At 37.7% G+C, this 20133-nt stretch carries 19 protein-coding genes and 1 pseudogene; all 20 read right to left on the reverse strand.

The features are described 5' to 3' along the window. Window positions 1-133 precede the first annotated feature (133 nt). Window positions 134-2065 (reverse strand): threonine--tRNA ligase, encoded by a 1932-nt coding sequence (gene thrS / locus B3D98_RS20495; protein ID WP_288585724.1) that lies wholly within the window; start codon window positions 2063-2065, stop codon window positions 134-136. Between the two features lie 553 nt (window positions 2066-2618). Next, the gene (dnaI, locus tag B3D98_RS20500; protein WP_255349866.1) at window positions 2619-3548 is read right to left on the reverse strand and encodes a primosomal protein DnaI; all 930 of its coding nucleotides are present in this window, start codon (window positions 3546-3548) and stop codon (window positions 2619-2621) included. Between the two features lie 27 nt (window positions 3549-3575). Then, window positions 3576-4940, reverse strand: coding sequence for a replication initiation and membrane attachment family protein (locus B3D98_RS20505; RefSeq protein WP_048393607.1), 1365 nt, complete (start codon window positions 4938-4940; stop codon window positions 3576-3578). Window positions 4941-4956: 16 nt separating this feature from the next. Further along, window positions 4957-5427 carry a transcriptional regulator NrdR gene (gene nrdR, locus B3D98_RS20510; RefSeq protein WP_004226277.1) on the reverse strand — a complete coding sequence of 157 codons (471 nt, stop codon included), beginning with the start codon at window positions 5425-5427 and terminating at the stop codon, window positions 4957-4959. Between the two features lie 187 nt (window positions 5428-5614). After that, the gene (locus B3D98_RS20515; RefSeq protein WP_004226274.1) at window positions 5615-6637 is read right to left on the reverse strand and encodes a glyceraldehyde-3-phosphate dehydrogenase; all 1023 of its coding nucleotides are present in this window, start codon (window positions 6635-6637) and stop codon (window positions 5615-5617) included. 204 nt (window positions 6638-6841) lie between these two features. Beyond that, window positions 6842-7438, reverse strand: coding sequence for a dephospho-CoA kinase (gene coaE, locus B3D98_RS20520; RefSeq protein WP_288585728.1), 597 nt, complete (start codon window positions 7436-7438; stop codon window positions 6842-6844). A gap of 13 nt (window positions 7439-7451) precedes the next feature. Further along, on the reverse strand, window positions 7452-8324 hold the full coding sequence (mutM, locus tag B3D98_RS20525; protein ID WP_048393602.1) for a bifunctional DNA-formamidopyrimidine glycosylase/DNA-(apurinic or apyrimidinic site) lyase: 873 nt from the start codon (window positions 8322-8324) through the stop codon (window positions 7452-7454). Window positions 8325-8336: 12 nt separating this feature from the next. Further along, window positions 8337-10964: a DNA polymerase I gene (gene polA / locus B3D98_RS20530; RefSeq protein ID WP_115674491.1), complete on the reverse strand. Its 2628-nt coding sequence runs from the start codon at window positions 10962-10964 to the stop codon at window positions 8337-8339. A gap of 4 nt (window positions 10965-10968) precedes the next feature. Next, window positions 10969-11121, reverse strand: a complete 153-nt coding sequence (locus B3D98_RS20535) for a hypothetical protein (RefSeq protein WP_288585734.1) — start codon at window positions 11119-11121, stop codon at window positions 10969-10971. A 53-nt stretch (window positions 11122-11174) separates the two neighbouring features. Further along, window positions 11175-11534 carry a hypothetical protein gene (locus B3D98_RS20540; protein WP_048393597.1) on the reverse strand — a complete coding sequence of 120 codons (360 nt, stop codon included), beginning with the start codon at window positions 11532-11534 and terminating at the stop codon, window positions 11175-11177. A gap of 280 nt (window positions 11535-11814) precedes the next feature. Beyond that, complete coding sequence (locus B3D98_RS20545) at window positions 11815-12231, reverse strand: hypothetical protein (RefSeq protein WP_048393595.1); 417 nt, start codon at window positions 12229-12231, stop codon at window positions 11815-11817. A gap of 183 nt (window positions 12232-12414) precedes the next feature. Continuing rightward, complete coding sequence (hflC, locus tag B3D98_RS20550) at window positions 12415-13425, reverse strand: protease modulator HflC (RefSeq protein WP_048393593.1); 1011 nt, start codon at window positions 13423-13425, stop codon at window positions 12415-12417. Next, the gene (gene hflK / locus B3D98_RS20555) at window positions 13425-14396 is read right to left on the reverse strand and encodes an FtsH protease activity modulator HflK (protein WP_048393591.1); all 972 of its coding nucleotides are present in this window, start codon (window positions 14394-14396) and stop codon (window positions 13425-13427) included. The genes hflC and hflK overlap by 1 nt, the downstream gene beginning before the upstream one ends. A 149-nt stretch (window positions 14397-14545) precedes the next feature. Continuing rightward, window positions 14546-15259, reverse strand: a complete 714-nt coding sequence (locus B3D98_RS20560) for an LrgB family protein (protein ID WP_004226253.1) — start codon at window positions 15257-15259, stop codon at window positions 14546-14548. Further along, window positions 15256-15624: a CidA/LrgA family holin-like protein gene (locus tag B3D98_RS20565; protein ID WP_048393586.1), complete on the reverse strand. Its 369-nt coding sequence runs from the start codon at window positions 15622-15624 to the stop codon at window positions 15256-15258. The genes B3D98_RS20560 and B3D98_RS20565 overlap by 4 nt, the downstream gene beginning before the upstream one ends. Window positions 15625-15975: 351 nt before the next feature. After that, window positions 15976-17511 (reverse strand): two-component system histidine kinase PnpS, encoded by a 1536-nt coding sequence (gene pnpS / locus B3D98_RS20570; RefSeq protein WP_288585748.1) that lies wholly within the window; start codon window positions 17509-17511, stop codon window positions 15976-15978. Further along, window positions 17508-18224 carry a response regulator transcription factor gene (locus B3D98_RS20575; protein ID WP_016993215.1) on the reverse strand — a complete coding sequence of 239 codons (717 nt, stop codon included), beginning with the start codon at window positions 18222-18224 and terminating at the stop codon, window positions 17508-17510. Before B3D98_RS20575 ends, pnpS begins: the two co-directional genes overlap by 4 nt. A 52-nt stretch (window positions 18225-18276) precedes the next feature. Continuing rightward, window positions 18277-18717 carry a MaoC/PaaZ C-terminal domain-containing protein gene (locus B3D98_RS20580; protein WP_004226245.1) on the reverse strand — a complete coding sequence of 147 codons (441 nt, stop codon included), beginning with the start codon at window positions 18715-18717 and terminating at the stop codon, window positions 18277-18279. Window positions 18718-18875: 158 nt separating this feature from the next. Next, window positions 18876-19814: a malate dehydrogenase gene (gene mdh / locus B3D98_RS20585; RefSeq protein WP_004226243.1), complete on the reverse strand. Its 939-nt coding sequence runs from the start codon at window positions 19812-19814 to the stop codon at window positions 18876-18878. Between the two features lie 178 nt (window positions 19815-19992). Beyond that, window positions 19993-20133, reverse strand: a pseudogene (locus tag B3D98_RS20590) (isocitrate/isopropylmalate family dehydrogenase); the annotation flags it as partial.

The raw sequence follows: 20133 nt of genomic DNA on the forward strand, positions 1-20133 counted from the left end.
TATATGATAAGCTGTCAAATATTTATTTTCTTATCAGTGCTAACATAACCAAAATGAAGCTATTCTATACAAATGCAAGATTTATTTTATACAGAAACCCTCACTTTGGCAAGCAAGGGTTTCTCGTTGAAGCTTATTTTGTAATTTCTGCTTTAATAGCTGCTAGGAAATCCTCAAAGCTAATTGTTTCGGAATCTTTCGAGCCATAACGTCGCACATTTACGCCATTTGCCTCTACCTCTTTATCCCCGATAACAAGCATATAAGGAATCTTTTTCATTTGTGCTTCACGGATTTTATAGCCTAATTTCTCTTCACGATCATCCATTTCGACACGTAAACCAGCCGCTGTAAGTTGCTCTTCAATTTGCTTTGCATAGTCGAAGTGAGCTTCATTCGATACTGGAATAACTTCAACTTGTACTGGTGCTAACCAAGTTGGGAATGCTCCTTTGTATTCTTCAATTAAGAAGGCAACAAAACGTTCCATTGTTGATACAACACCACGGTGGATAACAACTGGACGATGAGGCTTACCATCTTCCCCAACATAAGTTAGGTCGAAGCGTTCTGGTAATAAGAAGTCTAATTGAACTGTAGATAAAGTCTCTTCTTTACCAATCGCTGTTTTTACTTGAACGTCAAGTTTAGGACCATAGAATGCAGCCTCACCTTCCGCTTCAAAGTAGTCTAAGCCAAGTTCATCCATTGCTTCTTTTAGCATACTTTGTGCTTTTTCCCACATTGCATCATCATCGAAGTATTTCTCAGTATCTGCTGGGTCGCGATAAGATAAACGGAATGAGTAATCATTAAGATCGAAATCTTTATAAACCTCTAAAATTAACTGTACTACTTTTTGGAATTCCGCTTTAATTTGATCTGGGCGAACAAAAATATGGGCATCATTTAATGTCATCCCACGAACACGTTGTAAGCCTGAAACAGCCCCTGACATTTCGTAACGGTGCATTGTGCCAAGCTCTGCAATACGCAATGGTAGGTTACGATATGAATGCATGCTGTTTTTGTACACCATCATATGGTGAGGACAGTTCATTGGACGCATAATTAATGTTTCATTATCCATTTCCATTGGTGGGAAAATTGAATCTTGATAATGATCCCAGTGACCAGAAGTTTGATAAAGCTCTTTAGAACCTAATACTGGTGTATAAACGTGCTTATAGCCAAGTGATAATTCTTTATCGACAATATAACGTTCAATAACACGACGAATTGTTGCACCATTTGGTAACCAAAGTGGTAAACCTTGGCCAACCTTTTGGGAAGTTGTAAACAGTTCTAATTCTTTTCCGATTTTACGGTGATCACGTTCTTTTGCTTCTTCTAGCATTTGAAGGTGGTGTTTTAATTCCTCTTTTTTGAAGAACGCTGTACCATAAATACGTTGTAACATTTTGTTATCAGAGTTCCCTCTCCAGTAAGCACCCGCTAATGATAAAAGCTTGAATTCACGAAGTTTACCCGTAGATGGTACGTGGATACCACGGCAAAGATCAAAAAACTCGCCTTGATAATAAATAGATACTTGCTCATCTGCAGGAATGGCTTCAAGTAATTCTAATTTATACTCATCGCCAATTTCTTCATAAAGGGCTTGTGCTTCTGCACGGCTTACATTTTTGCGTTCTACCTCAAGGTTTTCAGCAATAATTTTCTTCATTTCTTTTTCAATGGCTGGTAGATCTTCAGCAGTGATTGGTGTTGGTGAGTCGATATCATAGTAGAAACCACCTTCAATTACTGGACCAATACCAAGCTTTACATCTGGGAATAGACGTTTAATAGCTTGCGCTGTTAAATGGGCAGTTGAGTGACGTAAAATTTCAAGTGCTGCCTCATCATCTTGTGTAATGATTGCAATTGTTGAATCCTCTTCAATTGGTGTTTTTAAATCTACTAACACACCATTAATTTTACCTGCATACGCTTTTTTCCGTAAGCCAGGGCTAATAGATAATGCTACGTCATCAGTTGATGTGCCTTTTGCAAATTCCTTTACAGCGCCATCTGGGAAAGTTAATTTAATCATTTCTGACATATCCTTTGCACTCCTTTGTTTTTGATAAATACATAATGCTTGATGATTGGCTGGAGCAATGTTTGTGTGACTCTACGGCTTGGTTTGAGCGGAGTCATTGCTTTTTTAAGCATTTCTCTGTTCAATCGGAGCGGCATCTTCATGTTTCTGAGCGGTTTCTTACTCTCTATGAGCGAATTTACCACTTTCGCGAGCGACTTATCCCCTATATGAGCGGATCCACCACTATTTCAATGAAATCTAAGAAAAATAAAAAAAGCTCCATCCCTCACAAAAGGGACGAAGCGTATGCTCGTGGTTCCACCCTTCTTCCTTCCGACTTACATAAAGTCAGACGAAGCTCAAGGCTAGCTAACGGGCTAGGGACCGGCGAAAGATTATCCCTTTCGCTGCTCAGTAGGTAGTAAATAATGTGCCCATACTAGGAAGTTTTCAGCCGATGACTTCCCTCTCTAAAAGCTGATACACAAAATTCATGTCCTCATCAATGCATATTGATATTAAGTATATGAGTCAGTATACGCTCGATTGTCGAAAAATGCAACTATCAATGTTACATCCGACGATTTTTGCCTCGCATTTCGATCGGCACTGTTAGGGCTTTAATTCGCTCCATAATTCGTCCCGCTTTAACAACCTCAATATCACCTTTTTGTGACTGAGCTAAGTGATGCTCTAATTCTTCATAGTTAAAATTAGACGTAATAAAAGTTGGCAATTGCTCTGCCATCCGATAATGGAAAATAGTCCCCAATATTTCATCACGTGTCCAGGCAGTCATTGTCTCCGCACCTAAATCATCTAGCATTAAGACAGGAGCCTTTTTAATATAATCTATTTTCTCATTCAATGTATTATCGCCAATGGCATTTTTCATTTCTCGTAAAAATTCTGGAACGAAAACTACCACAGAGCGGATTTTAATAGATGCTAATTCATTGGCCAATGCACCAAGTACAAAGGATTTCCCTACACCAAATTTACCATATAGGTAAAAACCTTTTGCAGGTAATTGACCAGTTTCTTTTGTTATTTTAACAAATTGAGCTGCTTTTTGTGCAATCGCCACACGTGATTCATCATCAATACTTAAATCATGAATTGTTGCTTGTAGCACATCTTTTGGCATATGCATACTTGCAATCATATTCGCAACATCTCGGCGTTCTTCTTCCCTAATCTTTTGCTCACAGCGCACATAGTCCATTTCAATAGAATTCCGAACAACCCTTAATGTCGGGATGAATCCTTTTAAATAGTTTGTACAATGTTCGGTATTATCACACCCACAGCACTCAGTAGATTGACTAATAAACTCATGCAGTTTAGGTAAATTTCGCTCAACATTGTCATAGTTTAATTCATCTGCATGCTGCGCTAAAAATTCCTGCACATGCGGGTGCTCTAAAATTTCACGTCGCATGGCTTCATAGCGTTCTTGGAACGAGGGTACATTAATTGCTCGCTTTAGTGGTCCATTTATAGGTTCGATTACTGCTCACCTTCTTTACTATTCGCTTTTTCCTAGCATCTCTAATATTTTTTGTCGCTCTTTTTCAAAATCTATAGTACTAGAGGTAGATTCCTCTTGATTGTCATTTCGTTTATAGAACCATTCAGGCACTTTTTCTTCACGTTGATATCTTGAACGTCCTTTTGTCTGTTGACTCGTTTTATTGGACGTTTGCGGCTTGTTTTTCCAAGCTGTATATTTATCATGCTCTTGACGTGCAAGTTCCATTGCTTCCTTAGCGGTCTGGACATTTTTTCGTACCCAATGATCAGCAATCGTTTCCACATATTTTTTAGGGAGCTTCATATCTGTTGTTAGCATAACGTATTCTAACAATGCATTAACCACTCCAATTGGCATGCCATGTTGAACGATTAAATTTTCTGCAAGTTGGACTGAGGTTTGTAATGGTTCTTTACCATTATTTATATCTCTTAAAACTTGGACAGGTGCCGTTGTTTCTAAATAGTGTTGAAGTTCCTGATCCTTCGTTTTTTGTCCCGCTTCTGCTACTGGTAGAGGATCGGTGACACGGGCAAGTTTTGGCGGCTCCTTGGATACGGTTAATTTATAAAAATCAGCAGCAGCCTTTCGTAAACGTTCCTGAGAAATTCCTAAATCATCATCTAAAGCAAGTATGACTACTTTTTGCATATCAAGGGCTGTTAAATGATATAAAAATGCCAACTTGGCTATAGCTTCACGCACTTCAAATGTCAACAAATTGGAAGGTACCAATTGCTCAGACAAACCTGCTTGCAATAAATCAAAATCGAATTGCTCCAAATAAAAAGGATATACTTTTTGTTGTTTATCCTTATGACTCGTATCCACTTGTAAATCTGATGGGATATTGGCATGAACAGGCTTATAGACATCAATAAAAGCACGAGATACATCCTTAAACGCCGAGTCCTTTACAGGTGACATAAAGCGCTGACGTAAGTTGCGATAAGCCTGCTCTCCAATTTTACTAAACAAAAACATCGACAGCAGCGGGTCTTTCATAAAGCTATCTGCATCTAATGGGCGCTGTAGCTCATATAAAAAACTCCGCTCACCAGCATTTTCTTTTTTCCATGTACGCAGCAAACCAATAGCTTCTAAAGCAATACGAGCCTCAAACACTTTACCAATTGGTAGCCCTAGCACATTCATTAAATAATAATGTGTCATTTGCTGCTTTGGCATTTGCTCTGCTTCTGCCCATAATGTTAAATAGAGGCTAACTGGCTCTGATCCCGTTAATGGTTGATAAAATAATGTAACTAATTGACGCTCTTGTGTAGAAAATGCATGAGGTAGACGAATGTCAAAAGGATCGCCAGGCTGCAATTCCTTATATAAATGAATCAACGTCATTCATCCTCTCTGTTTGCTATGATTTCTTCTCCGTTTGACGTTGAATAATGTCCTTTATTTCTTCAATAAAGACATTGATATCTTTAAACTGACGGTAGACCGACGCAAAACGCACATAGGCAACCTCATCAATTTTGGCTAAGCGGTCCATGACCATTTCGCCAACATCTTCTGAGCGTACTTCCGAATTTCCAATACGACGAAGATCTTTTTCAATGGACAGAACAAGTTCCTCCAGCACATCAAGTGCCACTGGGCGTTTTTCACAAGCACGAATAAGCCCACGAAGTACCTTCTCACGGCTAAACTCTTCTCGTGAACCTTCCTTTTTCACAACGACTAATGGTGTCTCTTCAATTTTTTCAAACGTTGTAAAACGGAAGCCACATGACTCACATTCACGACGTCTACGAATTTCTTTATTATCATCTACTGGCCTCGAATCCACAACACGCGTTCCGTTAAATTGGCAAGATGGACATCTCATATAATTACTCTCCTGGTTTACAACAATTTAATATATCTATTATAACAAATTTCCTACATGTAAGAAAAGTGCATTCACGTTTGTGGGCTCATGATAAATCTAAAGCACCTGAAGTACAAGAAAAGTTTCTGTAAAAAAAGAGCACATTGAAACCTTTTCGATTTCAATGTGCTATCTATAGAAATTATTACGCGTTTACAGTTTCCAAAGCATTTGCCACTTTTTTCACAAGGTCAACAACGCGTGCAGAGTAGCCCCACTCGTTATCATACCAAGCAAGTACTTTTACTTTGCGGTTGCCTAACACCATTGTAGAAAGTCCATCAACTGTTGAAGAATAAGTTGTTGTATTGTAATCAGAAGATACTAATGGCTCAACAGAGAAATTAAGGATACCCTTCATTGGACCTTCTGTTGCCGCTTTTACAAATGCTGCATTAACTGCATCAACTGTTACATCTGTATTTAAATCTACTACAAGGTCAACTAAAGATACGTTTGGTGTTGGAACACGAAGTGCCATACCATGAATTTTACCCTCTAATTCAGGTAACACTAATTTTAAGGCTTTCGCTGCACCTGTAGATGTTGGGATAATGGATTGGGCGCATCCACGTGCACGACGTAAATCTTTATGCGGATTGTCTAAGTTCTTTTGGTCATTTGTATAAGCATGAACTGTTGTCATTAAACCATTCTCAATACCAAATGTGTCATTCAATACTTTTGCTACTGGCGCTAAGCAGTTTGTTGTACAAGAAGCATTTGAAATAACATCATGTTTCGCAATATCCAATTTGTCATCATTTACACCTAAAACAATTGTGACATCCTCGTTTTTACCTGGTGCTGTTAAAATTACTTTTTTCGCGCCAGCTGCTAAGTGCATCGCTGCTTTATCACGCTCATTAAATTTTCCTGTAGCTTCAATAACGATATCTACACCCATTGTAGACCAAGGTAATTTTAAAGGATCACGTTCACTAATAATTTGAACTCGTTTACCATTTACAACTAAAGCATCGCCTGCTGGTTCTACCGTACCTTCAAATGTTCCGTGATTTGTGTCATACTTAATCAAATGTGCTAACGTTTCTGCAGGATAGCTAGCGTTAATTGCAACGATGTTTAAATCTTGTTGTACGATAGCCTGGCGGAAAACCATACGTCCGATACGTCCGAAACCATTAATAGCAATTGATACTGTCATTTATAATATCCTCCTGTGAGTACATACTCAGATTAATTAATTATATACTTTATGGTGATTAGTATAACACAATTTTAAAAAAGATGAACATTATATATTGAGAATATAAAAGTTCTTATTTTCTGAAAAATTATTCTTTATTATGGCGTTTCCCCATAAAAAAATGCGTAGCAAGGTCGGCTTGCTACGCATTTATAAAAGAACTCATGAAATAACACCCCAATAATGCAGGATTTTTTTTAATTGTTCTTCTGTACTTTCTATATTTTCATTATTATAAATGACCGCATGTGCACCCTTTTCTTTGACAGACATCGGCAGTTGAGAGTGCATACGTGCCAATGCATCTTCTTTAGATAAATTATTACGTTCCATTAAACGTCGAAGCTGAACTTCTTCACTGACCGATACCACAATGATACGTTCCACAAAATGTTGAAGCTTACTCTCAAATAACAAAGGAATGTCCATCACAACATGTTCATGTCCTGCTTCTAAATAAGCATCACGCTGACGTAACATTTCTTTTCTGATTGCTGGATGCATGATATCATTTAACGTTTTGCGTTTGGCAGGCTCATGAAATATGATATCTCCCAGCAAAGTTCGATTTAAATTGCCGTCCTCAAGCAAGATAGCTTGTCCGAAGCTTTCAGCAATCAATGCTAATGTTTCAGTTCCTGGTTCTACGACATCTCGTGCTACAACATCTGCATCAACAATCGGTAAACCCAGTTCGCTCATCATTTTAGCTACTGTACTTTTTCCACTTGCAATACTTCCTGTTAGTCCGATAATCATTGCTAAATCCCCTTTAATGTTGACAATTTGGGCAATAGACAGAGGTACGCCCTCCAATTGTCATTTGACTTGTTGCCGTTTCACATGCTGGACATACCTTTTTCCCATACATTTTTAATCGATTCTGCATACTCCCTGCTTCCCCATTAATATTCCGATAATCAGAAATAGTTGAACCACCCGCTTCAATGCTTTGACGTAGGACAGCAACAATCTCCTCAAATAATGCTCGCTTCCGCTTTTCACTAATGCGGCTCATTTTGCGTGCAGGGTGAATTTTCTGAGCAAACAATGCCTCTGTTGCATAAATATTGCCACAGCCCGAAATGACTTGCCCATCCATAATTACTTCTTTTACGGCTTTATTTTCATATTTCGGTAGCTTAGATTTTGTTATAAAAAAATCACATGCATGCTCATCAAATGGCTCTGGTGCCATTTTTGTCAATGGTGCATGATCTTCAATTTTTGTCAGAAAACGAAGTTCACCGAATCGACGAATATCTGAATAAATCAAGTATCCCCCATCTGCCATTTCAAATGTCGCATGGATATGCTTTTGAAATTTCGCCTCATTGATTTCTTCGGGTGAATTCACAACAAACCAAGCACCTGTCATCCCTAAGTGACTAACAAGAACATATGGAACATCATCCTTCAGCAAATGAAAGAAAATATATTTTGCTCTTCGTTCAATTTTGGTAATGGTCATCTGGGACAAAGTACTTTCAAATGCATCAGGCGCTGCTTGTTTGACAATACATTGTTTACCCTCACTAAAAGAGAAATGTACTCGTTCAGAAAGCTGAACCTGTTGAATGGTACGTCCTTCAACTGTTGGCTTCAATGCCTGGACGACACCCTCTACCTCTGGTAATTCAGGCATTTGAATCCCTCCTTATTTTGCCTCGTACCAAGTTGAGCCATGGTTAAAATCTACTTTAAGCGGTACAGCAAGCTCAATAGCGTTTTCCATGACTTCAGGTACAATTTTTTCGAGTAAGGCAATCTCTTCCTTTGGTGCCTCAAAGATTAGCTCATCGTGCACTTGAAGTAGCAGTTTTGCCTGCATCTTTTCTTTTTTCAATCGAGCATCCATATCAATCATTGCCTTTTTAATGATATCAGCTGCACTACCTTGAATTGGCGTATTCATCGCCGTACGCTCAGCAAAGCTTCTTAAATTAAAGTTTGAGCTTGTTATATCCGGTAAATAACGGCGTCTATTTAATATCGTTGTCACATAACCATTAAATTTCGCATTTTGTACAATGTCATCCATGTACTGTTTTACACCAGGGAAACTTGCGAAATACTTTTCAATAAAATTAGCCGCTTCCTTACGTGTAATATCTAAGTTTTGTGATAGACCATAATCACTAATACCGTAGACTATTCCAAAGTTAACAGCTTTCGCTGCGCGACGCATATTACTATCAACCTCATCTTCTGACACATGAAATACATCCATAGCTGTACGTGTATGAACGTCCATTCCTTCACGGAAAGCCTCAACAAGGTTTTTATCTTCTGACATATGTGCAAGAACGCGTAATTCAATTTGCGAATAGTCAGCAGAAAATAATATCCAATCCTCTTTTGAAGGTACAAAGGCTTGACGAATTTTGCGGCCCTCCTCCAAACGAATTGGGATGTTTTGTAAATTCGGATCTGTTGAGCTTAAACGCCCTGTTGCAGTTAAAGCTTGCTGGAAGCGCGTATGCACTTTACTATCTGATACATGAATCTCCTTTAGTAAGCCTTCAATATATGTGGATTGTAATTTTCCAAGTTGGCGATACAACAGAATATGTTCGATGATAGCATGCTCTGACTGTAATTTTTCTAGGACATCTGCAGCAGTTGAATAGCCTGTCTTAGTCTTTTTAATCACAGGTAGCCCTAGCTTATCGAATAGAATCACACCTAATTGTTTTGGTGAATTAATATTAAAGGTTTCTCCAGCTTCTGCATAAATTTCTTGCTCAATTACTACAAGTTTATCATTAAGCTCTTGCCCCATTTTCTCTAACGTAGCGCGGTTAACCGTAATCCCTTCGCTTTCCATTTCACCTAAAATTCCTGCCAATGGTAGCTCTAGGTTTTTATAAAGATCGAATTGTTCATTTTCCTTTAATAAGGCTTCCAGTTTCGGCTGTAATGACCATACTGCAAAAGCTTTACGGCTAACATGCTGTGCAAGTTGGTCCAAATCAGGTATTGCACGCTTGGCACCTTTTCCATATACCGCTTCATCTGCTTGGACATCATAGTAGCCTAATTCCCTTGCAAGTGTTGCGATATCATCGCCACTTAATGCTGGATTATTAATATAAGAGGCAAGTAGCAAATCAAAGTCAACGCCAGCTAATTGAATTCCAGCTCGCTTTAATGATGCTTGAGCTGCCTTAGAATCGGACATATATTTTATTTTTGTGGCATCTTCAAGCCAACGACGGAGAATATCTGATTTTGCTGCTTTATCAAATGGAATATATTGCGTCTTTACGCCATCTGATAAGGCAATTCCCAGCTGCTGACAAGTATGATAGTGCTCGTTTTCAAGCTCTACATGCACAGCCATCACGTCTTTTAAATCCTCAGGTCGAACTTCCTGGACAAGGTCATAATCGAGAGGCGCCTGTTCTTCTTCTTGCACTGTAAAGTCACTTTTATCAAGCAGCGATTTAAAGCCAAGCTCACGCCACACATTGATTAATTCATCTTCTTTTGGCCCATTATATGCAAGATCAGCCAGTGAAATGGTGATTGGAGCATCCGTATAAATCGTTGCCAGCTTCTTACTCATGATGGCTTGCTCTTCATTAGCTACAAGCTTTTCCTTCATTTTAGAAGCTTTCAATGTATCCATTGCTTCATAAAGTGCTTCAACGGAGCCATGCTCTTTTAATAATTTTACAGCCGTTTTTTCCCCGACGCCTGGTACACCAGGAATATTATCGGAGGAATCCCCCATCAAGCCTTTCATATCAATAATTTGGAGCGGCGTTAACCCATACTTTTCCGCAATAAAGGCTGGTGTATTTTTCTCTATTTCCGTAATACCTTTTTTCGTTATATAAACGGTTACTTGCTCTGTCGCCAGCTGAGTTAAATCACGGTCTCCAGAAACGATGATAACATCCATATCCTGCGACGAAGCCTCTTTAGCAAGCGTTCCGATAATATCATCCGCTTCATATAACTCCTGCTCATATTGCTTAATACCATACGCATCAATGAGCTTTCGTAAATAAGGAAATTGCTCTGATAATTCTGGTGGTGTCTTTTGACGTCCTCCTTTATATTCTGTAAAGGTTTCATGGCGGAATGTTGTTTTCCCAGCATCAAAAGCAACCAATATTTTGGTTGGCTGTTCTTCCTCTAATATTCTTTGTAGCATTGTTGTAAAGCCGTATACAGCATTAGTATGAATGCCACTATCATTCGTTAGCAATGGCAACGCAAAAAACGCGCGATATGCTAAACTATTACCGTCCAATAATAGTAATTTTTCCTTGGTCATGATTTTATCCTCCTGCGTTGTCTTCTTCTTCTACTTTATCATAACAATACATTTCAAGTAAAAAAAGCAGGCGTCCACCCTCAAGGCTATCCATTATTTTTAATGGTTTATCCACCACTTTTAAGACTTTATCCGCTACTTTAGCAATCCTATTCATTCAAAAAAGCCAACCGCGCGCAGCGGTTGACTTGTTTAAAATATTTTAACTCCTTAACGCATATTACCTATAATAGATGAACGACTATCCTGCATTTTTTTTACAAAATTAGTCATTACATCAAAAGCCTCATTTCGTTTACTATTCATGCTTTGTAAACGGAGCATATCCATTTGACCTTGCTGTGCATTCAAATCAGCTAGCTGTTGATTTCGTTGTTGAACATCCTCTAGTTGATCCTTAAGCTGATTTTCTAACAGCTGTGCTCGCTGTGATTGGACTGCTTGTAATGCTGATTCTAGATCCATGCCTTGAATATCAATTGGTTGAATTAGGCTATTAGCAGAGGATTGCCCTGCCCCACTAAATAATAATCCGACTGCTAAAGCACTTCCAAACACGACCTTTTTCATCTTTATTACCTCCTATTAAAATGAATCTTTGCTTATCATACATACTAAAGGTTAAAACTAGGTTAAAAAATTCAATATGGTATGTATGCATCTGCCTATCAAGTTTAGTCATTGACTATTCTCAATAACTTGACTGTACTACAGATTAAATAAGGGCAATACTGACAAATGTTAATAATTTACGTATTTACAAGGCATAAGACGTATTACATCCATTACTAAAAAGCAAAAACTTTCATTCAAGGACAAGTCTCCTGTAAATGAAAGTTCTTAATAGTTGTTATTGATTTGAAGTACGATAAAAAACTTCTTCATAGATGACAGTTAATATAAATGCATTCATAAAAGCAAACACAAGAAATAACGGCATGCCGCCTAATTGTGGATATGTTAGCTCTTGATTAAATACCATTACTGTACTAATTTGTGCCAAAAAGAAGATTAAGCCAATTCCAACTTGCCAAATAGGACGCTTGACCTTTCTTTTTTCATACCAAAATAATTTCTTAAAAAGGTTTCTTACATCATCTGCAATAATGATACTGATTAAAAAGATACAAACAAAAAATACTGGTATATGATAAACACTTTTCGTCACCCACGAAAAATCGGATAGACGGTAGAAAAGTGTTAATATCGAAGCTATACTACAAGCAATCCCTAAATTTTGGAGCCATTTGCTAATTTGTAATTTCAAAGCCCTTACCCCCAACTATTCTTTTTTAAACATTATCATTCTATCAAATTATAGCTGATTCGGGAATACAAACTTATAAATTTCTATTATTTTCATACTATAATAATTCGATTTCACGGATAGTTATAATTTGTGCAACAAAAAAGTCGTCTCCTTCAAGACAGAGACGACTTTAAACTGCGTTTATTTAATATAACCAGACAAGATGTTGGCATATGGTGAAGTAGCTGGCAAGATAATAACCGTATCTTCCCCAACCGTTTTCTTATAGGATTCTAATGTGCGGTATAAAGAATAAAATTCAGGATCTTGAGAGAAAGATTTATTGTAAATCTTTGCAGCCTCTGCTTCTCCTTCAGCTTGAATTAAAGCAGCTTCTTTACTTGCTTTAGCAAGCATTTCTTGTACGTGTTGATCCGTTTGTGCCTCAATACGACGTTTCTGTGCATCTCCCTCTGAAAGATACTTTTGTGCAATTGATTCACGATCTGAAATCATATTCGTAAAAACGGATTGTTCATTTTCAGTTGGTAAATCAATGCGACGTATACGTACATCTACTACTTCAATACCATAGTTATCATTGGAAAGAAGTTCATTAACACGTTCAGTTACTTGATCATTTATGCTGCCTCGAGAAGAATCCTCATCATTTATAATCTCCGTATAGTTAATTCGGCCAAGTTCAGAGCGAATAACAGAATAAATGAACTCTTCCATACGTGATTCAACTTTTTCTATCGTACCAGCATTCGAAATCAATAGCTTAGGATCCGTAATACGCCATACAGCATAATTATCAATAATAATTCGTTTTTTATCCTTTGTATTAATCTCTTCTTCCGAAATCTCATATGTCATTTGGTTTTTTGGTAACTTTGTAACACTTTGAATAAAAGGAATTTTCATATTTAAACCTGGTTCACGCTCAAACTTAACAACCTCTCCAAACTGCCGAACAACAGCATACTCTGATTCTTTAACTATATAAATATTCGTTAATAAAGTAATCACTAGAGCGAATATGACCGTTAAGGTTACAGCTAGAGAGATATATTTTTTAGGATTCTTCGGTCCTTTCTTCGACATTTTAACTACATTGTCTCCCGAATCACCTTCTGAAGGAGCAGCTTTTTTACTTTTGCCAGATAAGAAATTGAGGAATTTTTCTAGATCCTTATTTTTTTGGTCCATTAGTTACCGCTCCCCTCTTTTTTCTCTGTTTGTGTCTGTTGCGACTGTTGAGGCTGTAGTTGCTGAAGTGGTAAATACTTCATCGTACTACCATCATCATTCATAATGTAAATTTGTGCTTTCGGTAGGACATTTTCAAGCGTCTCTATAATTAACCGCTCTCGTGTAATTTGCTGATTGCCCTTGTATTGCTCATACATTTTATTAAAGACCGCTACATCCCCTTGTGCTTGCTCGATACGGGCTGTTTTAGTTCCTTTTGCTTTCGACATAATAGCATCACGTTCGCCTTCAGCTTCACTAATGCGTTGGTTTTCATATTTTTCAGCTTCATTTATTTTTGTATTTTTCATTTCACGTGCATCTGTTACAGCAGTGAATGCAGCACGCACATCTTTATTTGGCAATTCTACATCTTGCAATTTCACACCTAAAACGCTTATTCCAATATCGTATTTTTCAATAAGAGAAACTAATAATTGGCGAGTATTTGCTTCGATGTCAGCTTTACCTTCTGTTAACGCTGCATCGATAGAAGAGCTTCCGATTATAGAACGAATGGCACTCGATGTCGCGCTATGTAATATTCTTTCTGGATCCTGCGAATTAAATAAAAACTTATTAGGCTCTGTAATTTTCCATTGAACAACAAGGTCTGTTAAGACAATATTTTCATCCCCCGTAATCATTTTTGTTTCGGCATCGTATGCCTCTAACTCACCTGCTTTATTTTGCTTATAACCAAATTGCAGACTAAACGTTTCTTTTGACAAAATTTCTACGGATTGGACGGGCCAAGGTAATTTAAAATGAAGACCTGGATTTGTTACTGTATCATCGGCACGACCAAATGTAATAACCACAGCTTGCTCTGATTCATCTACCGTGTACCATGAAGTAAAAACTGTAATAAGTGCAATAATTCCAAATATTCCAAGTCCAACAATCATTAGTGTCCTTTTCACACTCATGTCTGTTCCTCCTTTTGCTTAGTACTATTGTTTACGGTGAACCCTTATAAAAAGTTTCAAAATATTTTCATATAATGATTGTAAAGGACAGAATCCTCTGTATCTCACTCTTAACAAAAGCTTATCAATGCAAAAAAATCCTGTTACCTTTAGGGCAACAGGATATTGATAACCAGATGTTCAAATACTGGGAAAATGGTAGTGGATAATACAATACTAATTAATGCAGCAACGATCATCGCTAGACTAGCAAATGTGCCTTCTAGCTCTCCAAATTCAAATGCTTTTGATGTACCCGTTCCATGAGCACCCATACCAAGCATTAATCCTCTAGATGAAGGTCTGTGAAAACGACATACTTTGATAACGATTGGTGCTAACAAGCTTCCTAAAATACCAGTCGTCATAACGAAAACAGCTGTAAGCGTAGGAGAACCACCAATCATATTCGAAATATCCATCGCAATAGGTGTTGTTACAGAACGTGGCACTAAACTATGCACCAACTCATCATTTAAGCCCACCAATAGAGCCATCATAAAGGATGACACAATAGCAACCGCTGAACCAACAGCAATGCTGATGAAAATTTCAAATGCGTGTTTTTTTAATAGGTTGACATTTTTATATATAGGAACGGCAAACGCAACGGTTGCTGGTCCTAGTAAATTTGTTAAGACACTCGCTCCAGAATTGTAGGATTTATAAGATATACCTGTCAGTAGTAAAATACCTATAATGACTAAAGGTGTAATCAGCATAGGTGTCAGCCATTCTTTTTTATATTTTTTATAAAACATTTTACAAATATAAAAAATAGCAACGGTCCCAAGTAAGCTGACAATGGCGATTAATAAAGTCATATCGCATCACCCTTCTTTCGCTGCTCTAGCCATTGTGCTGTATACCCCGTTACAAACATTACCACAATGGCACTCACAACAATGACCAGCACAACCTTCATTCCCTGCACACCAAATAAGGCATGATAATCAATAACACCAATGGCAGATGGAATAAAGAATAATAAGAGTTCACTTAATAGTACGGCTGCTCCTAATTCAATCCATTCAAGCTTGATTATATGAAACTGTAACAGTAAAAATAATAGGACAAGTCCTATTATACTCCCTGGAATCGGCAAGTGAAGTAGGCGTGCAATAGTATTTCCGATTAATAATAGGATATAAAGATAGCCGATTTGCACGATACTTTTGACGATTTTCATGGTCATCCTTCTCTCATTTTTTTCTCTGCCTCAACAGTCAGGAAAACACGATTCGAATGATAAGAAGGTTGATTCACTGACTGTCAAAGCGTTCGTCTAACAGACAATCGCGGGTAAGATGGTTGTTAAACTTTATGCTACTATACTTTACACCTATTTACGTTCCCTGTAAAACAGAAAAAGAACCTAGTGTCTAAAAAACACTAAATTCTTTCTGTGGGGAATATAAAGCAGTTAAAAATCTTCTATTAGATTTTTATGGTCATCGTCTTAACAATCATATTGGGGGTTTCTAGAAATAAGTATAGTGCCCAAATATGAATGTAACATGTTGTTCATGTAAAGGATTTGTTAATTTTTCGGAATCATGACAATCATTTTAGTTCCTATGCCGACTTCACTCTCTACTTGAATTCGGCCATGATGCGCCTCGACTAAATGCTTAACAATCGCTAAGCCTAAGCCTGTTCCACCAGAATTACGACTTCTCGCTCGATCCACCCGATAAAATCTTTCAAAAACGCGCGCTATTTCATGTTTTTCAATACCAATTCCTTGATCCTCTATTTCGATAATGCCATGTGTTTTATTTTCCTTTAATCGAATAGAAACAGTCGTGTTTTCAGGTGAATATGTAATCGCATTGGTAATTAAATTCGTCACAATCTGAATGATACGATTGGCATCCCCCATAACCTGGACATCTCGTTCGATATCCACCTGGAAGCTCATATTTTTTTCATCCAATCGCGGAGCTGTCAATTCTGCTCCACGAATTAGAACATCCTGTAAGCCCATCGGCATAATATTGACAGTAAAACCATGCTGCTCGATCTTTGAGAGCTCTAGTAAATCTTGAATCAGCATTTGAAGTCGATTACTTTCTTTATATATAATCTCCAAAAAGGAAATCAGCATTTTTTCGTCTTTATAGGCCCCATCCAATAAAGTTTCTGAAAAGCCTTTAATAGATGTAATAGGTGTGCGTAATTCATGTGATACATTCGCAACAAAGTCTTTCCGAATTTGTTCTAATCGAACTAGTTCCGTTATATCATGCATAACGATAACAACGCCTAGCCATCGTCCGTGGTCCCCGATGACCGGTGCCCCATAAACTTCTTTGTTATAAAGTTCTTGCTGTACTTCCATTTTAATTTGTTGTCGATAAGGCATTTCTGTCAGAAAAACATGATCGATAAATTGTTCTAATGATTTAGGTAAGCCTATTGTACGAAAAACCTTTCCTTGTACATCATCAAGCTGCATTCCAAAGCGCTCCAGAAATACTCGATTTACAATGGAAATATTCCCCTCACGACCAATCATCATAAGGGAGCTCCCCATATTTTCAATTAAGGTTTTCAGTCTTTCTTCCTCTACTTCACGTATCGTTGTAATATCTTGCAAATTCCGTGCCAATATGTTTATGGAATGACTCAGTGGTATCATCCGTTCATGCTCATTTTCTTGAGCACGTGCACGATAGTTACCCTTTGCAAGCTCAAGGGCAGTGTCTGTCACATTATCAATCGGTGCAGTAAAGTTACGTATCATATAACGACTTATAATTGCTATTAATATCAACGTGATGGTAAAGAGAATAGCCAGTACTCCGTAAAGGCGAGCACGCACATAGTTCAATAAGGATTCGTCTCGTTCCATAGCCTGAGCTGCGTACAAAGCTTCCTGATCTTCCTTCGTTAAATCCATTTTGCGTTCATCGATTACTTGGTCCATTGATGTCCGTATCTCAGTGGTTGCTTGCTCGTTATATTGCTCGATATAAACAGGAAAAAGCTGACCTATAACAATCATTAGGACAGCTAGTATCGTTCCAAGTAAAAGCATGAATGTCAAGAATAAGCGGTTGCTCATCGATTTCATGTCGTTTTCGGCTCCTCAAATTTATAACCAAGACCTCTAATTGTTTTTATAAACATCGGCTTACGGCTATTTTCTTCAATTTTATCGCGAAGGTGGCTAATGTGTACATCCACAATTCGAGTATCGCCAGCAAAATCATATTTCCATACAGCACTTAATAGCTGATCACGTGTTAATACACGATTTTTATTTTCAAGTAAATAGATGAGTAGCTCAAACTCTTTTGGTGTAAATTCCAGTGCCTCATCCTGTAAAAATACTTCAAATCGCTCTGGGTACACTCGCAATTGTCCAAACTCATACATTTTTTCCTGCGCCTCATCCTTATCATCTGCGACAACATTTTGCGTGAAACGTCTTAATACAGCCTTGACACGCGCTAAAACTTCACGAGGACTAAAAGGCTTTGTCATGTAATCATCTGCTCCCAACTCAAGACCAAGAACTTTATCAAATTCGTCATCTTTAGCAGTTAGCATAATAATTGGCGTATTCATACGTTGTTGTCGTATTTGTTTACAGACCTCCATGCCATCTAGTTTTGGAAGCATCAAATCTAAAAGAATTAAATTTGGCTGTAAGTCGATTGCTTTTTCAAGCCCTTCCTGACCATCAGCAGCCGTTTCCACTACATAGCCTGCCTGTTCTAAATTATATTTCAATAATGTTGCAATCGAAAATTCATCTTCAATTACTAAAATCGTTTTTGTCATGTCTAATGCCTCCGTTAGTGATTTGAAACCCCCATTTCAAATCTCAAGACGTCTATAGCGCAAGTGGTGGAGTCACAAGCAATAAACCTTCAATTACAAGCTGCTTCTGCTCATTATATGAGTGGACAGATACAGTGATGGTATTGTCATATTTATTGATTGCTGTAACCTCTAATAGCGTATCGAACAATTCATAATGATAGAGAGGTCCTAAATATTTCAAATGTTGCTCAATAATTCGTGCACCTGGTCCTGGAATATACTTTGACACAGCTGATGTAATAATACCATTTAACATAATTGTCGGCACAATTGGCTTTTGAAAAGGTGTCATAGCCGCATAATCATGTTGAATATAAAGCGGGTTACTATCGTTTGTAAGGCCTAAATAAAGCAATAGATCCCTATCTTCAATTTTTTCAGTGATATGGATTTTCTCGCCAACTGTAATTTCATCGATTGTGAGACCAAGTTTACTATTTTTTTGAAGCAAAGATACGCCAACCCCTTTTCTATCATACTACATTCATAGTATCAATTTTATGCTAAAAGTACAATGAAAAGCAGAAGAACCTTACCTTTCTCAACCCTGGAAACATAAAAAAACGAGCAGGAACATTCCCTACTCGTTTTAAGACTTAGACTGATATTCTACACTAAAATTTTCATCACATTACGAACTGCTTCTGCCGATTGATCTAAAGCTGCTTTTTCTTTGTCCGTTAATTCTAGCTCAAAGATTTTTTCAATACCGTTTTCGCCAAGTAATGTAGGAACACCTAAGTATAAATCATGATAGCCGTACTCGCCTTCTAAATAAGCAATAGATGGTAAAATACGTTTTTGGTCTTTTACAATAGCTTCAGCCATCTCTATTAGTGCCGCAGCAGGCGCATAATAGGCAGAGCCGTTACCAAGTAAGTTGACAATTTCTGCTCCACCATTACGCGTTCGGTCAACAATTTCTTCTAAACGTTCAGCAGAAATAAGTGTTTCTAACGGAATACCACCAGCAAATGAATAACGTGTTAACGGTACCATTGTGTCACCGTGACCACCTAATACAAAACCAGTAATATCTTTCACTGAAATCTTAAGTTCTTCTGCCACAAATGCACAGAAACGAGCCGTATCAAGAACACCTGATTGACCAATTACACGGTTTTTAGGGAAGCCAGTTTCTTTGTATACTGTGTATGTCATGGCATCAACTGGGTTTGTCAGTACAAGGATTGTAGCATTTGGTGAATGCGTAGCAATCTCTTTTGAAACAGTTTTCATAACACTCTGATTGATTTGAACAAGGTCATCACGGCTCATACCTGGTTTACGTGCAACACCAGCGGTAATGATCACTACGTCAGAATTCGCCGTATCTGCATAATTGGAAGTACCTTGCACATAAGAGTCAAACCCTTGTATTGGTGCTGCCTCCCACATATCTAGCGCCTTACCCTTTGTTGGGTTTTCTGCTTGTGGAATATCCACTAATACGACGTCACCAAGTTCTTTCTGAGCTGCTAAAAATGCTGCAGTAGCGCCTGTAAAACCGCCACCGATAACTGAGATTTTTTTTCGTTTCAGAGACATTTGAATACGCTCCTTTAAAATTAGGTTATATATTTTAAAAGAGGGAGGAGACTTCCATCTCACTCCCTCAATTAAACAAGTTTATCGTAAATATTCAATTAAAATTTACTGTCACCCTAATTATATCGGCAGAAAAAAGCATCCGCTTTAGCGATAAATTCTATTGTAGAATAGAAAATTATAGGTTTTTGATTAACTCATTAGCGAATTCTGAACATTTCACTTCTGTAGCGCCGTCCATTAAACGTGCGAAGTCATAAGTAACAACTTTAGAAGAAATTGTTTTCTCAACAGATTGAGTGATCATGTCAGCAGCTTC

This window comes from Lysinibacillus sp. UBA5994 (assembly GCF_002429725.1).
GTDB lineage: Bacteria > Bacillota > Bacilli > Bacillales_A > Planococcaceae > Lysinibacillus > Lysinibacillus capsici.

Coding starts and splice junctions, on each gene's coding strand:
- thrS (WP_288585724.1), bottom strand. CDS start 2,065: ATGTCAGAAATGATTAAATTAACTTTCCCAGATGGCGCTGTAAAGGAA.
- B3D98_RS20560 (WP_004226253.1), bottom strand. CDS start 15,259: ATGACTTTATTAATCGCCATTGTCAGCTTACTTGGGACCGTTGCTATT.
- pnpS (WP_288585748.1), bottom strand. CDS start 17,511: ATGAAATCGATGAGCAACCGCTTATTCTTGACATTCATGCTTTTACTT.
- B3D98_RS20540 (WP_048393597.1), bottom strand. CDS start 11,534: ATGAAAAAGGTCGTGTTTGGAAGTGCTTTAGCAGTCGGATTATTATTT.
- B3D98_RS20515 (WP_004226274.1), bottom strand. CDS start 6,637: ATGACAGTATCAATTGCTATTAATGGTTTCGGACGTATCGGACGTATG.
- polA (WP_115674491.1), bottom strand. CDS start 10,964: ATGACCAAGGAAAAATTACTATTATTGGACGGTAATAGTTTAGCATAT.
- hflK (WP_048393591.1), bottom strand. CDS start 14,396: ATGAGTGTGAAAAGGACACTAATGATTGTTGGACTTGGAATATTTGGA.
- coaE (WP_288585728.1), bottom strand. CDS start 7,438: ATGATTATCGGACTAACAGGAAGTATTGCAAGTGGAAAAAGTACAGTA.
- B3D98_RS20505 (WP_048393607.1), bottom strand. CDS start 4,940: ATGACGTTGATTCATTTATATAAGGAATTGCAGCCTGGCGATCCTTTT.
- mdh (WP_004226243.1), bottom strand. CDS start 19,814: ATGTCTCTGAAACGAAAAAAAATCTCAGTTATCGGTGGCGGTTTTACA.
- B3D98_RS20575 (WP_016993215.1), bottom strand. CDS start 18,224: ATGACAAAAACGATTTTAGTAATTGAAGATGAATTTTCGATTGCAACA.
- B3D98_RS20565 (WP_048393586.1), bottom strand. CDS start 15,624: ATGAAAATCGTCAAAAGTATCGTGCAAATCGGCTATCTTTATATCCTA.
- nrdR (WP_004226277.1), bottom strand. CDS start 5,427: ATGAGATGTCCATCTTGCCAATTTAACGGAACGCGTGTTGTGGATTCG.
- mutM (WP_048393602.1), bottom strand. CDS start 8,324: ATGCCTGAATTACCAGAGGTAGAGGGTGTCGTCCAGGCATTGAAGCCA.
- hflC (WP_048393593.1), bottom strand. CDS start 13,425: ATGGACCAAAAAAATAAGGATCTAGAAAAATTCCTCAATTTCTTATCT.
- B3D98_RS20535 (WP_288585734.1), bottom strand. CDS start 11,121: ATGAATAGGATTGCTAAAGTAGCGGATAAAGTCTTAAAAGTGGTGGAT.